This is a genomic window from Paenibacillus tritici, assembly GCF_018207515.1.
GTDB lineage: Bacteria > Bacillota > Bacilli > Paenibacillales > Paenibacillaceae > Paenibacillus_AQ > Paenibacillus_AQ tritici.
The window spans coordinates 6,077,747-6,094,367 of record NZ_CP073365.1; the positions used below are offsets into that span (position 1 = coordinate 6,077,747).

Annotated in this window: 8 protein-coding genes, 7 tRNA genes and 3 rRNA genes; 2 read left to right on the plus strand and 16 right to left on the minus strand. The window is 49.3% G+C overall.

The genetic code is table 11. From position 1 onward, the window contains the following. Window positions 1-52 precede the first annotated feature (52 nt). From KDC22_RS26035 to KDC22_RS26055, 5 genes are all read right to left on the minus strand, one after another. Window positions 53-889: a carbohydrate ABC transporter permease gene (locus KDC22_RS26035; RefSeq protein ID WP_246552996.1), complete on the minus strand. Its 837-nt coding sequence runs from the start codon at window positions 887-889 to the stop codon at window positions 53-55. Beyond that, entirely contained in the window at window positions 889-1,782 is an 894-nt protein-coding gene (locus tag KDC22_RS26040; RefSeq protein ID WP_246552999.1) for a carbohydrate ABC transporter permease, read from the minus strand. Before KDC22_RS26040 ends, KDC22_RS26035 begins: the two co-directional genes overlap by 1 nt. A 70-nt stretch (window positions 1,783-1,852) precedes the next feature. Then, a complete protein-coding gene (locus KDC22_RS26045; protein WP_211720858.1) occupies window positions 1,853-3,202 on the minus strand; it encodes an ABC transporter substrate-binding protein in 1,350 nt (449 codons plus the stop codon). Window positions 3,203-3,217: 15 nt separating this feature from the next. Further along, complete coding sequence (locus KDC22_RS26050; protein ID WP_246553002.1) at window positions 3,218-4,642, minus strand: glycoside hydrolase domain-containing protein; 1,425 nt, start codon at window positions 4,640-4,642, stop codon at window positions 3,218-3,220. Window positions 4,643-5,163: 521 nt separating this feature from the next. Further along, window positions 5,164-5,655 (minus strand): MarR family transcriptional regulator, encoded by a 492-nt coding sequence (locus KDC22_RS26055; protein WP_173128821.1) that lies wholly within the window; start codon window positions 5,653-5,655, stop codon window positions 5,164-5,166. Window positions 5,656-5,860: 205 nt separating this feature from the next. On the opposite strand from KDC22_RS26055, the gene KDC22_RS26060 reads away from it, so the two are divergent. Both KDC22_RS26060 and KDC22_RS26065 read left to right on the plus strand, forming a co-directional pair. Beyond that, entirely contained in the window at window positions 5,861-6,535 is a 675-nt protein-coding gene (locus KDC22_RS26060; RefSeq protein ID WP_173128824.1) for a FadR/GntR family transcriptional regulator, read from the plus strand. Between the two features lie 96 nt (window positions 6,536-6,631). Further along, window positions 6,632-7,873, plus strand: coding sequence for a CynX/NimT family MFS transporter (locus tag KDC22_RS26065; protein ID WP_211720860.1), 1,242 nt, complete (start codon window positions 6,632-6,634; stop codon window positions 7,871-7,873). A 182-nt stretch (window positions 7,874-8,055) separates the two neighbouring features. On the opposite strand, the gene KDC22_RS26070 is transcribed toward KDC22_RS26065, so the two are convergent. The 11 genes from KDC22_RS26070 to KDC22_RS26120 form a co-directional block, all read right to left on the minus strand. Then, a tRNA-Leu gene (locus KDC22_RS26070) sits at window positions 8,056-8,134 on the minus strand. A gap of 78 nt (window positions 8,135-8,212) precedes the next feature. Further along, window positions 8,213-8,289, minus strand: a tRNA-Arg gene (locus KDC22_RS26075). 6 nt (window positions 8,290-8,295) lie between these two features. Continuing rightward, window positions 8,296-8,370: transfer RNA gene (locus tag KDC22_RS26080), tRNA-Gly, on the minus strand. Window positions 8,371-8,407: 37 nt separating this feature from the next. Next, a tRNA-Asp gene (locus KDC22_RS26085) sits at window positions 8,408-8,485 on the minus strand. A gap of 6 nt (window positions 8,486-8,491) precedes the next feature. After that, a tRNA-Met gene (locus tag KDC22_RS26090) sits at window positions 8,492-8,565 on the minus strand. A gap of 38 nt (window positions 8,566-8,603) precedes the next feature. After that, window positions 8,604-8,679, minus strand: a tRNA-Val gene (locus KDC22_RS26095). An 86-nt stretch (window positions 8,680-8,765) separates the two neighbouring features. Continuing rightward, a tRNA-Glu gene (locus KDC22_RS26100) sits at window positions 8,766-8,840 on the minus strand. A gap of 531 nt (window positions 8,841-9,371) precedes the next feature. Further along, window positions 9,372-9,488: ribosomal RNA gene (gene rrf / locus KDC22_RS26105) — 5S ribosomal RNA — on the minus strand. Between the two features lie 148 nt (window positions 9,489-9,636). Further along, window positions 9,637-12,565, minus strand: a 23S ribosomal RNA gene (locus tag KDC22_RS26110). A gap of 338 nt (window positions 12,566-12,903) precedes the next feature. After that, window positions 12,904-14,461: ribosomal RNA gene (locus tag KDC22_RS26115) — 16S ribosomal RNA — on the minus strand. The 16S, 23S and 5S rRNA genes sit together here, the layout of an rRNA operon. A 425-nt stretch (window positions 14,462-14,886) precedes the next feature. After that, the gene (locus tag KDC22_RS26120) at window positions 14,887-16,428 is read right to left on the minus strand and encodes a LysM peptidoglycan-binding domain-containing protein (protein WP_211720861.1); all 1,542 of its coding nucleotides are present in this window, start codon (window positions 16,426-16,428) and stop codon (window positions 14,887-14,889) included. Window positions 16,429-16,621 lie beyond the last annotated feature (193 nt).

Consider the following 16,621-nt stretch of genomic DNA (forward strand, 5'->3'; position numbering starts at 1 on the left):
AAGTTGCAGCCTGGTACTTTCAGTATACCCTCTGGCCAAGGGATACGGGAGATCAACCTTTCGTTGCTCCTGCGGTCATGCCGGAAATAACGCTCTTGTTGAACATGAAATAGACCACCATCGTCGGAATGGTCGTGATGCTGATGGCAGCAAAGGTCGCTCCCCAATCCGTCAAACCGTACTGTCCGATATAATCCATTAAGCCAACTGGAATGGTCCGTGATTTCAGATCATGAATAAACGTATTGGCGAATATAAATTCATTCCAGACGAATATCAGATTCATAACAACAACTGTGACGATCGTATTCCGGGATAGAGGGAAGATCATCCGCCAGAACACCTGATACACACCGCAGCCATCCATGACAGCGGCCTCCATGATCTCATTCGAAATGTACTTATAGAAGCTCACGAACAGATAAATCGAGATCGGCAGGGCAAAACCTACTTGGGGCAAAATAAGAGAAGCGAGCGTATTGATAATCCCTATTTTGTTATAAAGAATGAACAGCGGGATAAGCACGACCTGAATCGGGATCATAATGCCGCACAGAAATAAGAACAGCACACTTTGACTCCATTTAAACGACATCTTCTCGATCACAAAAGCGGCCATGGCACTGAATAAGATCACAAGCACGATGGTCGTCACAGCGACTATGATACTATTGGAGAAATAAGTCCCCAGGTTCCCTTTGCTCCACACATTGAAATAATTATCGAAGGTGTATTGGCTTGGCAGGCTGAGCGGATTATCCCCTGAGAAATCATTAGGCCCCTTAAAACTGGAGATGAACACCCAGACCAGCGGATACACTTGAATGACAAGCAGTGCAAAGGAAACAATTAGAAGGACCGCCTTGGAATAGCCAGAAATTTTCATCATCAGGTCTCCTTACTGTCCATCATCCGTCTGATAAAGGCAACTGCAATGAGGCTTTCAATGACGATAAATACAGCCATCGCGCTGCCATAGCCGAAGTCCAGACTGGAGAATGCGGTTTTATACATATAGGTTGGCAATAATTCGGTTACGCGGCCAGGTCCCCCGTTCGTCATGATATACGGGATGTCGAACCCTTTCAGCGCCCCTGTAGTCGCCATAATAATTGAGACCATCAGAACCGGCTTGATCAGCGGCATTTTGATCGAACGAAACAGCTTCCACGAAGAAGCTCCGTCCATTCTGGCCGCCTCCTCGATATCGGCAGGAATGGAGATCAACGCACTATACAGGATAATCATATAAAGACCGATATAACGCCAGCCTTCAGGTACCGATACCGCACTCAGAGCCCAATGGAGGTCGGACAGCCAAGGTTTGCTCCAGTCGCCAAGACCGATCTGCTGCAGGCAATAGTTCAGGATTCCGACCGGCTCGAACGAATACACATTTTGGAACAACTGGGCTATCGCTACTGAGGTGATGATGGCAGGGGCAAAATATAAGGTTTTGAACAATTCTCTCCCTTTGGTGATGCTGGTCAGCAGGATGGCAACCAGCAAACCGAGCAGCACCTGCATGGCTACAATAATGGAGACATAGATCAGATTGTTGCTGAATGCCTTCCAGAATGTCTTATCTCCGCCGAACATCTTGGTGTAATTGTCAAAGCCGATATAGAGCATATCGGATACTCCGTCCCAGGAGAAGAAACTGAAATACATCGACCAAAGAATAGGCGCCAGCACGGTGAGCAAATACACCAGTAATGCAGGCAGCAGAAAGACGAGAGCGGCTTTGCGGTTGCGCAGGACTTTATCCATAGGCTTGCTCATTCCCTAATTTTAGTTTTATTGTACTTACAGCAGCCAACCGGCTTGCGGCCGGCCGCTATGTTCAGCAATGCTATTTGAAGTATTTCGGTGCGTTTTCTTTAATCGCCTGATCCATTAGTTCGGCAAATTCTTCCGGAGTATGGGCTCCCAGAGCCAGGGCATTCAATTCGTTGCCGAGCAGCTCATTCGTGGCCGGATCAAGGCGCGTATCCCACGGGACCGCAAAGACGTTACCGGATTTCGCGATTTCATCTTGAATCTTGTAGAAGAGCTCCGGCATCCCCTGCTCTTGATCAAGTGAATAATTGAAAGGCGAGAATTGGCCTTTCTCCGTATAGGCCTTAGGGTATTGCTCCAGAAGGAATTTGACGAATTCCTTCATCGTATCATCGAAGGTCTCCTGGTTGAAGGCAACGCCGATGCCTGAGTTGATAAAATAATCATTGTCAGCCGTTGTGGCGCCTTCCATCATGGGAAGCCGGAAAAACCCGATATTGTCCTTCATTTCCGCGCTTACTTTATCATTTACGAAGTTCATGGTCTCCCATGAACCCATGTAATACATGCCGGCTTTGCCGCTCAGGTACAAATCTCGCGCTGCGGTGTAATCCGTTGCAGTGAATCCTTGCTGAAAGTACCCTTTGGTGCCCAGGTCATGAACAAACTTAATCCCTTCCATGCCGGCCGGGTCCTTGAAGGATGCTTTGCCCTGCTTTACATTCTCGATGAAATCATTGCCTGTCATGCGGAACGGTTTGTACGCCAGGTATCTTAGAACCGGCCATTTATCCTTGCCGTCGACAGCAATCGGCGTAACCCCGCTTTGCTTCAGCTTCTCGGCAACCTCCATGAACTCATCGAACGTCTTCGGCGGCTCCAGGCCAAGATCCTTGAACATCTTGATGTTGTACCAGAATACCTCGATTCCATATTCCAGCGGGAAAGTATACATGCTGCCGTCTGCGAACTGCTGGTATTGCAGGGCCACCGGACGGAAATCCTTATATTTCCCCAGCTCCTCCAGCAGTTTTTTCATATCGACCAGTTTGCCCTGCTCCACCAGCTTGGAAGCATAGGCATCCGGATCTGTATCAAACATGGCGGGCATCTCATTGCTGGCAATCAAGGTCCGCAGCTTCTGCAGATAGGATGGGCGGTCACCCGTGCCCTCCAGAACCAGCTCGAATTCCGGATGCGTCCGGGAGAACTCCTCTGCAATTTCTTTTACAGTTACAGCCGGAGGGCTGTCTACGCCGCGGGCCACGAACCACTTGTATGTTTTCTTGTCCACCTTCTGCGGATTTGCCGATCCGGTTTCTGAAGCGCCCTTATTCGTATTTGTGCCTCCGCATGCGCTCACCGTCGCCGCCAGGACAACCAGTGATAACGAGAGAGCCAGCCATTTGACATAACGTTTCATTTATAAGACCTCCTGTTAGTTGGGAACCGCAAGGGATGCCTGTTCAAAGTTTGCCCGGCCTTCCTGAACAAAACAGCCCCAGTTGCCGGTTTTTAAATTATACAAACGTGTAGTCATGGCGACCTGATCGGCCAAGTATACGACGCAAACCGAATTCTCCACAACGATCTCGATATTATAATTCGTATCGGCATGTAATTCTACCGGCACCTCCAGCTCCACCGCATGCGGGTGGTCTCCTTTGATATGCCACTGCATCTCCCCCTCGATCCGGCGGGGCCACATATCGAACACCAGTCGGTTATGAATAGGTTCAAGGCGAATATAATAGGCGTCGTTGTTGTCCTCGCTTGCCCGAAGCATAATCCCGCAGCTTCTGGTTCCTTCGGAGAAGGATAACCGGGCTGAAATTTTGCAGGTTTCCGGCATGGAACCGGCTGAAATGCAAGAGAAGGTCTCGTCCGCCTCCGCCGCTATCCCTCCCTCTGACTCCTTCCAATCCCCAAGCCGGGAACCCCACACGGCAGCCTGTTCCTTGGCAAAATGACGGGAGACCGTCTCCGGGATACGAACTGTTAATGTTCCATCCTGTTCCTGAACGAGTTCGTGCACGACCAGATTCCCGGCCCATTGCCAATCACCGTAATCATCCCCGTTTTCCTTGCTTGGGTCCCAGCCAAAGGCGTAACGCTTATTTCCGTCACTCCATGTTTTCGCAGCATAGAACGCTCTGGCGTCAAACGCATCATTTCTCGGCGCCGTCCAAGGTCCGCTTAAAGATTTACTCATGCGGTAATGGGTGACAAACCGTTCCGAGAACGTGGAGTAAACCAGATACCACCATTCCCCGATTTGAAATAAGTCAGGGCATTCGTGCGTCACGTACATGTTCGGATTCCAGAACGGTTCGCGGATTTCCCATTTCTTGAGATCCTTCGAAGCACAGAGTCCGATGCTTCCCCGGCGCCGGGAAGGACCTTCTTTGTTCCTGGCAGCGAGAAGCATCCAGTACTCCCCCGCCTCTTCGTTCCAGAATACAAAGGGATCGCGCCAGTCATGCCTTTCATATTGAATTCCGTCGGAATAGAAGGTATCCTCGGGGATTTTCCGCCACTGCTCCATATCCGTGCTCACGGCGTGCATGACGCACTGGAGCGGCACTCCGTTCTCTACGAATTCCGGATTCGGATTAAGTCCGGTGTAGAACAGATGATATTCTCCCTGGGCTTCGATGATCGAGCCCGTATAACAGTTAAGATCCTGCTCGCTCACACTTCCATGCTTCAGCATTTCGCCCATTTCTTCGTAGTGTACGAAATCACTTGTGCGGAGCTCGAACCAGGAAGTTCCCTCCCCGTGAATACGCTTATTCTCCCTCCAGTCATGAAGATAGAACAAACGGAATGTACCGTCTTTATAGTAGGGAATGAGGTCTCCCACCCAGGCTCCTGCTGGCCTGTAAAACAAATCCGACAATGTTTGCAACCCCTTTCTTTTAACGTGCCTTGAGTATATAACATTAAGAAAGCGCTTTATATTCCAAGTTCTTTATCCTTTGTTCAATATTTTTGGCTTTTTATATATAAAAACCTCCGCCTGCCATCACAAAGTGGCAACCAGAGGTTCTATGATCGAATTCCTCAAGAATTGTGCGCTCGACAGTCAATTCAAGCCTGTTTTCACCCCGGATGGTCTGAGTGATCCTTAGCCTTTTGCCTAAGAATGGCCTCTTGATCCGAATGTTCCCTTATAAGCGTATATACAGAGTCCAAGGGTATCAGCGCACCACAGCTTGCGCTCAATCCTGCCAGCATATTGTAGTAGAACTGAAGTTTCCGTATCTCCCGGATAAGTTGAGCCAGTTCTGAATGGTCCGAATTCTTTTTCTTCATTACCAACACCTCGTACTTCCTTTATGAATCAAACGGTGCTTCCTTCCATCTCGAACTTAATCAGCCGATTCATTTCTCGGAGTATTCTTCGGCACGCGCCACCAAGTCACTCATGAATTTACCAATAGTCTGCAGTTCAGCCTCTGTATAGGATTCAATGAACTGGTAAAACCTTTCTTCTTTTTGTTTATGCATCTCTTTATGCAAATAATAAACGTGTCTTCCTGTATCCGTTAGACTAAAGTAAATCTCCTTACGATTGTTGTTCAGTTGACTTTTCATAATGAAGCCCATTTCCAGCAGCTTTGAACAAATTTTATTAATGCCAGCTTTGGATAACCCCATCTTCTCCACAATCCCGGTATGATTGATCGGTTCATGATCTCCAATACAATCAATAACGTGAACACTAGTAATATTGTTGGAGAGCATATCAATCCCGTACTTTCCGGCCTGTTGCCGGAACGAGTTGAATTCCTGTTCTGTATACAGCTCATTCAGATGCAGCATTCTAATATATTGCTCGTAAAGATGACCTTTAAAATGATTTGGAAACTCCAATTTCGCTATCTCCCCTCTCTTGTAGCAGTTGTAGACCAAGTTCAGCGTCAGCAATAGACTATTATATTTTTTGTTCGCTAGTGAACAAAAATCATGTTAGCACAATTGATATTGATTATCAATATCATCTTCACAAGTTACAATCATTCTGCTATAATAACACCAAAATACCAAACATCCTACGTTTGGCAAAGGAGTGATACTGTTGTTAACTCAAACTCAACGTTTAACCTTGGTGGAACAGGTGGCTTACCAGATCCAGGGGAAGATCGAAAACAGCGAATGGCCAATAGGGATGCGTATTCCTCCAGAGCCCGAGCTGATGCAACAGCTTCAAGTTAGCCGTAATACCTTAAGGGAAGCCATTCGGGCTTTGACTTATGCGGGTCTGCTGAAGACCAGACAAGGGGATGGGACCTATGTCTGCTCCTCCAGTGTTCTGGAGTCTGTAATTAAAAAGGTGATTCAGCATACCGATCAGCTTGAGAGCCTGGAGGTCCGGTATGCATTGGAAAGAGAGGCTGCTGCCTTGGCTGCGCTCAGGAGAAGCGAAGAAGATTTGGAGGCACTTCGGACATGCTTGGACCAGTGCAGACAAGCAGCCAGCCAGCAGGATCTCAAAGCTTATGCTCACTGGGATGTCGAGTTTCACAAAATGGTGATTGCTGCTTCACATAATCAATTGATGGCGAATTTGTACAATCATATTTCCGAGGCGCTGCAAAACATGGTTTTGGAAACGAAGAATTTCAAAGATGTGGCTGCTTATCTGGACTCTCATGACCTGCTGTATCAGGCCATTGCCAATCAGGATGGCCACCAAGCCGAGGAGGCTGTTCGTGTATACATTGAACAGGCCCTGGCAGAATATCGCTTATAAACAGCATTTTCGTGTACAATACATTCCCGCTTAAGGGTACTTCCCTACATGGATGAAATTGATGATTAATTAACATAAAACTTAGGAGGCACCCTTATGAGTTCACCAGAACAATTGTTACAACAACAGGATGAAATATCCAGTACCGGTATACGCAAGCAAGCGACCCTCTGGTTCATGATCGTAGGAATTATTTTTATCGCAGCGAATTTGCGTGCTCCCCTCACATCGGTGGGACCCTTAGTCAGTCTTATCCGGGAGAACGTGCATATTTCCAATACCTTAGCAGGCCTCATTACCACAGTTCCACTTATCGCATTTGCATTGTTATCCCCTTTTGTACCCAAGTTAGGACGTAAATATGGTGTGGAACGGCTTATCCTGATTTCCCTTATTTTTTTGGTCATCGGTATTGCTGTTCGCTCGTTATCCGGAGCACTGACCTTGTACGTTGGAACCGCAGTTCTGGGATTCGCGATTACCATATGTAATGTATTACTACCTAGCCTGATCAAACGGGAATTTCCGCAGCAAATGGGTACTATGACAGGGGTTTATTCAGTTTCCATGAATCTATGCGGGGCGATTGCTTCCGGTATTAGTATTCCCTTAGCGGTAGGGGCAGGCATGAACTGGCAAGGTGCCTTGGGAGTATGGGGGATACTGAGCGTCATCTCTATTCTCTTTTGGGTACCGCAACTCAAGGCTCCAGCGAGACTAGCCGCTGTTGCCAACAGTTCAGGGCACAACCATCAGGTCAATATATGGCGCTCTCCGTTGGCTTGGCAGGTGACTCTTTTTATGGGAATACAATCGGCCATTTTTTATGTACTGGTGGCATGGCTGCCTGAAATCCTAAAAGATCAAGGTATCAGTTCAAGTCAATCCGGCTGGTTCCTCTCGGTGCTGATTATGGCGTCGCTCCCCTTTGCATTTATCGTTCCAGTGATGGCTGGCCGCATGTCTAGCCAACGGTTATTAGTGGTGATTACAACCATACTGCTATTGACCGGGACACTTGGACTTCTCTATAGCAGTATCCAGCTGCTTCTGTTTTGGGTTATTATTCTTGGTATTGGAGCGGGCTTTGCCTTTGGCTTGTCCATGATGTTTTTTGGCTTGCGTACCCAAAATGCCCATCAGGCGGCTGAATTATCAGGCATGGCCCAATCCATCGGATATCTGCTAGCCGCAGTGGGTCCAGCGCTGATTGGATACCTGCATGATGCCAGTCATAGTTGGAGCGTTCCACTCCTGATCTTGGTTGGTGCTTCTCTTCTGCTCGGTATCGTTGGTCTGGGTGCTGGTCGAAATCAATTTATTGGTTCTGCGAAGTAAGAAGGCTTCCTGGCTCTGTGTATGTTAGTACACAGGGCCAGTTCTATATTGCTCAGGGGTCGAAGATGTCATCTCTGGAACGGTAACACCAGCCTCTTCCTTTGTAGCGTTCGTGGCAGCCATTAAAATAAAAAAGAGTTCATGTAATTGTATAAAATACAATTCATGAACTCTTTTTGGGATACCGGCGAGAGGACTCGAACCTCCACGGTTTCCCACTCGATTTTGAGTCGAGCGCGTCTGCCATTCCGCCACGCCGGCTTAATATAAGATTATATCCGCTAAGGACAATTATACTTTGAACAGGTAAGTAACTTGGTTATGTTATGAAGTAAAGAATGGCGCGCCCTGAGAGATTCGAACTCCCGGCCTTTTGATTCGTAGTCAAACGCTCTATCCAGCTGAGCTAAGGGCGCAAAATATGGAGCGGACGACGGGAATCGAACCCGCGACCCTCGCCTTGGCAAGGCGATGCTCTACCGCTGAGCCACGTCCGCACACGGTATGTATTCAATGGATTACTTAAGTAAAAAATGGCGGAACCGACGGGATTCGAACCCGCGATCTCCTGCGTGACAGGCAGGCATGTTAGGCCAACTACACCACGGTTCCAAATAATTGCGGGGGCAGGATTTGAACCTGCGGCCTTCGGGTTATGAGCCCGACGAGCTACCGGGCTGCTCCACCCCGCGTCAGTAATAATATTCTCTTCTATTCTGCAAAGTCTGCATGGTGGAGGCTGAGGGGTTCGAACCCCCGACCCTCTGCTTGTAAGGCAGATGCTCTCCCAGCTGAGCTAAGCCTCCATCGAAGAAGCAACTTAATGATCATAACACATAATCGTGAGATATACAATCATTATTTATTTCAACTTAGAGATTGAAGAAGATTATGGTGACTCGTATGGGATTCGAACCCATGTTACCTCCGTGAAAGGGAGGTGTCTTAACCCCTTGACCAACGAGCCAGATGAATATAATATCTTTCGACAACAAAAGATATTATATCAAATATATGAGAATAATGCAATAGGAAGCAATATTATTATTAATAATCTGCTGTTTTTGTATTCCAATAGTACCTCGGGACGAGATACACGAAGGTCATTTCCCCTTCCCTCCCCGGCTTCTTACATGGCCTTAATAATCACCACGTAGAGCACCTCTCCGTCTGTATGAGAGCCTATGAGTCCTCTTCCTTCCTTCCCTCTCTCGTTTGCTATGAAGCTCTTAGAAGAGCAGAGAACGTGAATAGCGAACTGGCTCATCAGGTTGATCCACTAGTATTAGAGAACGGTAGCCGTATATCGCCCAAGTATTGTACTTATTGCAACTTCGGATTACAACCACAGAGCACAAGAATAATGTTGTATTATGATCACGATTTAATAAGGGAACTATCTCTTCACCGCAGGCAGCGGGTTGACACGGAAATTATGAGCTTTTTGCGTCACAGTACAACAAAAAACCACCGTTGATTATCAACGGTGGTCTTAAGTGCTTGGCGGCGTCCTACTCTCCCAGGACCCTTCGGTCCAAGTACCATCGGCGCTGGAGGGCTTAACGGTCGTGTTCGGGATGGGTACGTGTGGAACCCCTCCGCTATCGCCACCAAACGGGCATTTGAATATCAAATGCTATAATTCAGGTCTCAGCATCGCCAAATGCTGAAAACAAATCTTCTTTACAGAACTGCTTGAGTTCTATAAATTACAATTTGGTTCCTGAAAACTGAATCCGAAACGAATTTGTGTATTAGTGTATTTGGATAAGCCCTCGACCGATTAGTATTGGTCAGCTCCATGCATTGCTGCACTTCCACCTCCAACCTATCTACCTCGTCGTCTTCAAGGGGTCTTACATACTGGGAAATCTCATCTTGAGGGGGGCTTCACGCTTAGATGCTTTCAGCGCTTATCCCGTCCGTACGTAGCTACTCAGCCATGCTCCTGGCGGAACAACTGATGCACCAGCGGTACGTCCATCCCGGTCCTCTCGTACTAAGGACAGCTCCTCTCAAATTTCCTGCGCCCACGACAGATAGGGACCGAACTGTCTCACGACGTTCTGAACCCAGCTCGCGTACCGCTTTAATGGGCGAACAGCCCAACCCTTGGGACCTACTTCAGCCCCAGGATGCGATGAGCCGACATCGAGGTGCCAAACCTCCCCGTCGATGTGGACTCTTGGGGGAGATAAGCCTGTTATCCCCAGGGTAGCTTTTATCCGTTGAGCGATGGCCCTTCCATGCGGTACCACCGGATCACTAAGTCCGACTTTCGTCCCTGCTCGACTTGTAGGTCTCGCAGTCAAGCTCCCTTATGCCTTTGCACTCTGCGAATGATTTCCAACCATTCTGAGGGAACCTTTGAACGCCTCCGTTACTCTTTAGGAGGCGACCGCCCCAGTCAAACTGCCCGCCTGACACGGTCCCCGTACCCGCTAAGGGCACCAGGTTAGAACCTAGATACGATCAGGGTGGTATCCCAACGGCGCCTCCGCAGAAGCTTGCGCTCCTGCCTCACCGGCTCCCACCTATCCTGTACAGATCGTACCCAAATTCAATATCAAGCTGCAGTAAAGCTCCATGGGGTCTTTCCGTCTTGTCGCGGGTAACCTGCATCTTCACAGGTATTAAAATTTCACCGGATCTCTCGTTGAGACAGCGCCCAAGTCGTTACGCCATTCGTGCGGGTCAGAATTTACCTGACAAGGAATTTCGCTACCTTAGGACCGTTATAGTTACGGCCGCCGTTTACTGGGGCTTCGGTTCACAGCTTCGGATTGCTCCTAACCACTCCCCTTAACCTTCCAGCACCGGGCAGGCGTCAGCCCGTATACTTCGCCTTACGGCTTCGCACAGACCTGTGTTTTTGCTAAACAGTCGCTTGGGCCTTTTCACTGCGGCCCCCTCGGGCTATTCACCCTACCGAGGCACCTCTTCTCCCGAAGTTACGAGGTCATTTTGCCGAGTTCCTTAACGAGAGTTCTTCCGCGCGCCTTAGAATTCTCTTCTCGCCTACCTGTGTCGGTTTGCGGTACGGGCACCTTCTCCTGGCTAGAGGCTTTTCTTGGCAGTGTGAGATCATGACCTTCGCTACTACAATTTTCGCTCCCCATCACAGCCCAGCCTTCACGATGTGCGGATTTGCCTACACATCAGCCTCACTGCTTAGACGGACATATCCATCAGTCCGCGTCACTACCCTCCTGCGTCACCCCATCGCTCATAGCGGATTACGGTGGTACAGTAATTTCAAACTGTTGTCCTTCGACTACGCCTGTCGGCCTCGCCTTAGGTCCCGACTTACCCTGAGCGGACGAGCCTTCCTCAGGAAACCTTGGGCTTTCGGCGGATCAGATTCTCACTGATCTTTTCGTTACTCATACCGGCATTCTCACTTGTATGCTGTCCAGCGCTCCTTACGGTACACCTTCAACCCACATACAACGCTCCCCTACCCCAGATGCAAAGCATCTAGCCATAGCTTCGGTGGTGTGTTTAGCCCCGTTACATTTTCGGCGCAGAGTCACTCGACCAGTGAGCTATTACGCACTCTTTCAATGGTGGCTGCTTCTAAGCCAACATCCTGGTTGTCTGTGCAACTCCACATCCTTTCCCACTTAACACACACTTGGGGACCTTAGCTGATGGTCTGGGCTGTTTCCCTTTTGACAATGGATCTTAGCACTCACTGTCTGACTCCCGGCAAGAAGTTAATGGCATTCGGAGTTTGACTGAGCTTGGTAACCCTTGCGGGCCCCGCACCCAATCAGTGCTCTACCTCCACCACTCCATTCACCGAGGCTAGCCCTAAAGCTATTTCGGGGAGAACCAGCTATCTCCGAGTTCGATTGGAATTTCTCCGCTACCCCCACCTCATCCCCGCATTTTTCAACATGCGTGGGTTCGGGCCTCCAGTGCGTGTTACCGCACCTTCACCCTGGACAGGGGTAGATCACACGGTTTCGGGTCTACGTCCACATACTCAGTCGCCCTATTCAGACTCGCTTTCGCTGCGGCTCCGGCTTCTCACCTTAACCTTGCATGTTAAACGTAACTCGCCGGTTCATTCTACAAAAGGCACGCCATCACCCATAAAAAGGGCTCTGACTTTTTGTAAGCACACGGTTTCAGGTTCTATTTCACTCCCCTTCCGGGGTGCTTTTCACCTTTCCCTCACGGTACTGTTTCACTATCGGTCGCCAGGTAGTATTTAGCCTTAGCAGATGGTCCTGCTGGATTCATACGGGGTTTCACGTGCCCCGCACTACTCGGGATCCGTCTCGGAGAGAACACAGTTTAGGTTACAGGGCTTTTACCTCTATCGCGGGCCTTTCCAGACCTCTTCGCCTACCATATTCCTTTGTAACTCCATGTGAGACGTCCCACAACCCCAAGGGGCAAGCCCCTTGGTTTAGGCTGTTCCGCGTTCGCTCGCCGCTACTGACGGAATCACTATTGTTTTCTCTTCCTCAGGGTACTTAGATGTTTCAGTTCCCCTGGTCTGCCTCTGCGTATCCTATGTATTCAGATACGAGTAACTGCGAATTACCACAGCTGGGTTTCCCCATTCGGACACCCCCGGATCAAAGCTTGCTTACAGCTCCCCGAGGCAGTTTCGTTGTTCGCCACGTCCTTCGTCGGCTCCTGGCGCCTAGGCATCCTCCGTGTGCTCTTATTAGCTTAACCAACGCTCCGGTCTTTCGCTTGTTTGCTCATCTTGTTTTGAATGCTGTTCATGGATTGCTCCATTCACCAACACATTCAAAGCCAAAGGTCGCTGCACAATCGAAAACCTTCGCTTTCAGCTTCACTAAAAACTTCAAAACTTGTTTACACAAGTTCAGCTTAAAGGAATGTTCTAAAACGCAAATTCGTTTCGGTATCCAGTTTTCAAGGATCAAGTTCAAAGATGAGAGCTTCAACTCTCAAAACTGACCAACGAGTGAGTAACAGGCCTAAACCTGAGTTGTGGAAGCTTAGCTTCCGATTTGAATGTTTCCGTTGCAGGAAACGATTCTCCATAGAAAGGAGGTGATCCAGCCGCACCTTCCGATACGGCTACCTTGTTACGACTTCACCCCAATCATCTACCCCACCTTCGGCGGCTGGCTCCCTTGCGGGTTACCCCACCGACTTCGGGTGTTGTAAACTCTCGTGGTGTGACGGGCGGTGTGTACAAGACCCGGGAACGTATTCACCGCGGCATGCTGATCCGCGATTACTAGCAATTCCGACTTCATGCAGGCGAGTTGCAGCCTGCAATCCGAACTGAGACCGGCTTTGCTGGGATTGGCTCCACCTCGCGGTTTCGCTTCCCGTTGTACCGGCCATTGTAGTACGTGTGTAGCCCAGGTCATAAGGGGCATGATGATTTGACGTCATCCCCACCTTCCTCCGGTTTGTCACCGGCAGTCACTCTAGAGTGCCCAGCTTCACCTGCTGGCAACTAAAGTCAAGGGTTGCGCTCGTTGCGGGACTTAACCCAACATCTCACGACACGAGCTGACGACAACCATGCACCACCTGTCTCCGATGCTCCGAAGAGGGGCACTATCTCTAATGCTTTCATCGGGATGTCAAGACCTGGTAAGGTTCTTCGCGTTGCTTCGAATTAAACCACATACTCCACTGCTTGTGCGGGTCCCCGTCAATTCCTTTGAGTTTCAGTCTTGCGACCGTACTCCCCAGGCGGAGTGCTTACTGTGTTAACTTCGGCACCAAGGGTATCGAAACCCCTAACACCTAGCACTCATCGTTTACGGCGTGGACTACCAGGGTATCTAATCCTGTTTGCTCCCCACGCTTTCGCGCCTCAGCGTCAGTTACAGCCCAGAAAGTCGCCTTCGCCACTGGTGTTCCTCCACATATCTACGCATTTCACCGCTACACGTGGAATTCCACTTTCCTCTTCTGTACTCAAGTTACCCAGTTTCCAGTGCGACCTCAGGTTGAGCCCAAGGTTTAAACACCAGACTTAAATAACCGCCTGCGCGCGCTTTACGCCCAATAATTCCGGACAACGCTTGCCCCCTACGTATTACCGCGGCTGCTGGCACGTAGTTAGCCGGGGCTTTCTTCTCAGGTACCGTCACTCCGATAGCAGTTACTCTACCGGACGTTCTTCCCTGGCAACAGAGCTTTACGATCCGAAAACCTTCATCACTCACGCGGCATTGCTCCGTCAGGCTTGCGCCCATTGCGGAAGATTCCCTACTGCTGCCTCCCGTAGGAGTCTGGGCCGTGTCTCAGTCCCAGTGTGGCCGTTCACCCTCTCAGGTCGGCTACGCATCGTCGCCTTGGTGAGCCATTACCCCACCAACTAGCTAATGCGCCGCAGGCCCATCCCCAAGTGGCAGATTGCTCCGCCTTTCATTCTCTCTTCAGGAGAGGAAAGAAATTATCCGGTATTAGCTACCGTTTCCGGTAGTTATCCCAGTCTTGAGGGCAGGTTGCCTACGTGTTACTCACCCGTCCGCCGCTAAGCAAGAATGGAAGCAAGCTTCCACTCAAACTCCGCTCGACTTGCATGTATTAGGCATGCCGCCAGCGTTCGTCCTGAGCCAGGATCAAACTCTCCAAATTGGTATTTAGAAAGAGCGATTGCTCATTTTGAAACATCTGACGAGAATTTACATTCTCATTTTGGAAGTCACTTTCGTGATTTCCGATACTCACTCGTTGTTCAGTTTTCAAAGATCAAGCTCGTTGTTGGTGTCGATTAGCTCGTCATCAGCAACTTTTATAATATATCATGTTTCTCATCCGAATGCAACACTTATTTCAATGAGACAAGGTAGTTATTCTTCAGAGCAGCATGTCCAATCTGATTCAAGGCGTCTGCCTCGCGACTGGATTTATAATATACCATGTTTTATACGTGATAAACAATCCTTAATATTTACCATTTTTGTATTTAGTTCTATAGACCTCCTTTCCACATCAAAAACGCAGCAGATCCCCTTACCATGCAGGACCTGCATACGCTCTTTACTCCTTCCCCGGTTCTATTAATTAGGAACCCAAGGACCACTATTCTTTTTGACTGTGCTTGTGCTTGAACGCCCACTAGAATTCGGACGCGGCTTGGCGGGGGCTTTTTCCTTGGTGGCAGTGGTCTGGCCTGAAGCCTTTATTTTCGTTGCCGCTTTGGACGTTCCTGTCTTCGTATCCTTTACGGGAGCGGCATCGGCATGTGCCTTATCCGGAACTTCTTCCGGCTCCTCCACCGCAGGCTCGGGAATCTGAATCTCAGGTACGCGGTTATGGGCAAAATTCTCCATTCCCGGGTAAGCCGGATAAGGTGGAATATTCGATACCATGGGCTGCTCATACATTGGCGATACCGCATTAGGCATGGAATTCATTCCCGCCGAATAAGGAGAAGCCATCCCCATCTGCGGCATGCCGTACACCGGATATCCGTTATACATCGGCTGCTCGTACGGATATGGCTGGATCGACATTCCGCCGCACCCGCAGGAAGGCCACGGAAGATTAACCTGCTGATTGTGATATTGCGGAGCGAAGGAGGCATTATCACTTACAGGGCTGACGGCAGACATATTCACATTATTGTAGTCCTGATTATAGTCCGGTGCTGCATTGGGATACCATGCGCCGGGATACTGGGAAGCTGGATAAGCATTGGCCGGATCAGCATAATTCGGAGGGCATTCCGGCATGAACGCAGCAGGCTGAGCATAGCTGGGAGCGTTATTCATATTCATCATTCCCATTGGCTCATACATGGGATAGACCGGTGCATGATTCATGAAATACGGGTTCTCATTCAAGCCGGGATATCCGCCTGTCTTTTCCATTGAGTCTGCTTTGCCTTCCCCCCATGAGGCAGGCTGAACCTCTGTTTTATGAGCTTCTTTGGACTTCTTCTCGTAAGCCGGAGCTTCCTGGGCCGGAACTGAGATTTGCACATACAAGCTTTGTTTCTCAGGCACGGCTTCCTGGACCGGCATAACCTCTGGCGCTTTATTAGGTGCAGGGTTAGGCGCAGGAACAGCGAGCGGGATGGGAACCGCTTCCGCCACAGGAGCCGGGGCTGGAGCAGGAGCTGGTTTTTCAATAACACCTGTGTAGGTTTTTCCGCCAATCGCCGTTTTGTCTACTACTGCCGGAGCAGCGGACTGGGCCTGAATGGGGGCCGTATTCGCTTTTGCAGGAGCGGTGGACTGAGCCTGGATGGGTGAAACACTGACTTTCTTAGGGATATTCACAACTTCACCAGTCATCAGAGCATTAGGGTTCTTAAGCTGCGGATTGGCGTCAATCATGTCCTTGAGCGTAACCCCCCAAGCCTTGGAGAGCTTCCATAAGGTATCGCCTTGCTTCACCGTATGCTTATAGTAAATATCATTGTTGTCCGGCACAGGGATAGGTACCGGCGCCGCCGGTATTTTGACCTTATCTCCTACGGCAAGCACATCTGGATTGGTGATTTGCGGATTGGCCTCAATTATCTTTTGCAGCGGCACTCCATACTTCTGCGATAACGCAAACAACGAATCGCCTTGCTTGACAATGTGTATTTTCACGTAGCATTTACCTCCTAAAAGTATCTATTGATCGACGTTGCACCCCGGTTCAGGGATGAGAGCATTCCAGTATCGGTATATGCGGTACAGCCGCCTCCTTCGTTACTACATCTTATGCAGCCCATGGGCGAATGACATCCCTATAAGCAAAAAAAATCCTTCCATGCTTGGCATGAAAGGATAATTGGCTCTA

Bases quoted from the DNA above. Each gene is read 5' to 3' on its own strand.
- KDC22_RS26035 (WP_246552996.1), bottom strand. From the start codon at position 889: ATGATGAAAATTTCTGGCTATTCCAAGGCGGTCCTTCTAATTGTTTCC.
- KDC22_RS26040 (WP_246552999.1), bottom strand. From the start codon at position 1,782: ATGAGCAAGCCTATGGATAAAGTCCTGCGCAACCGCAAAGCCGCTCTC.
- KDC22_RS26045 (WP_211720858.1), bottom strand. From the start codon at position 3,202: ATGAAACGTTATGTCAAATGGCTGGCTCTCTCGTTATCACTGGTTGTC.
- KDC22_RS26065 (WP_211720860.1), top strand. From the start codon at position 6,632: ATGAGTTCACCAGAACAATTGTTACAACAACAGGATGAAATATCCAGT.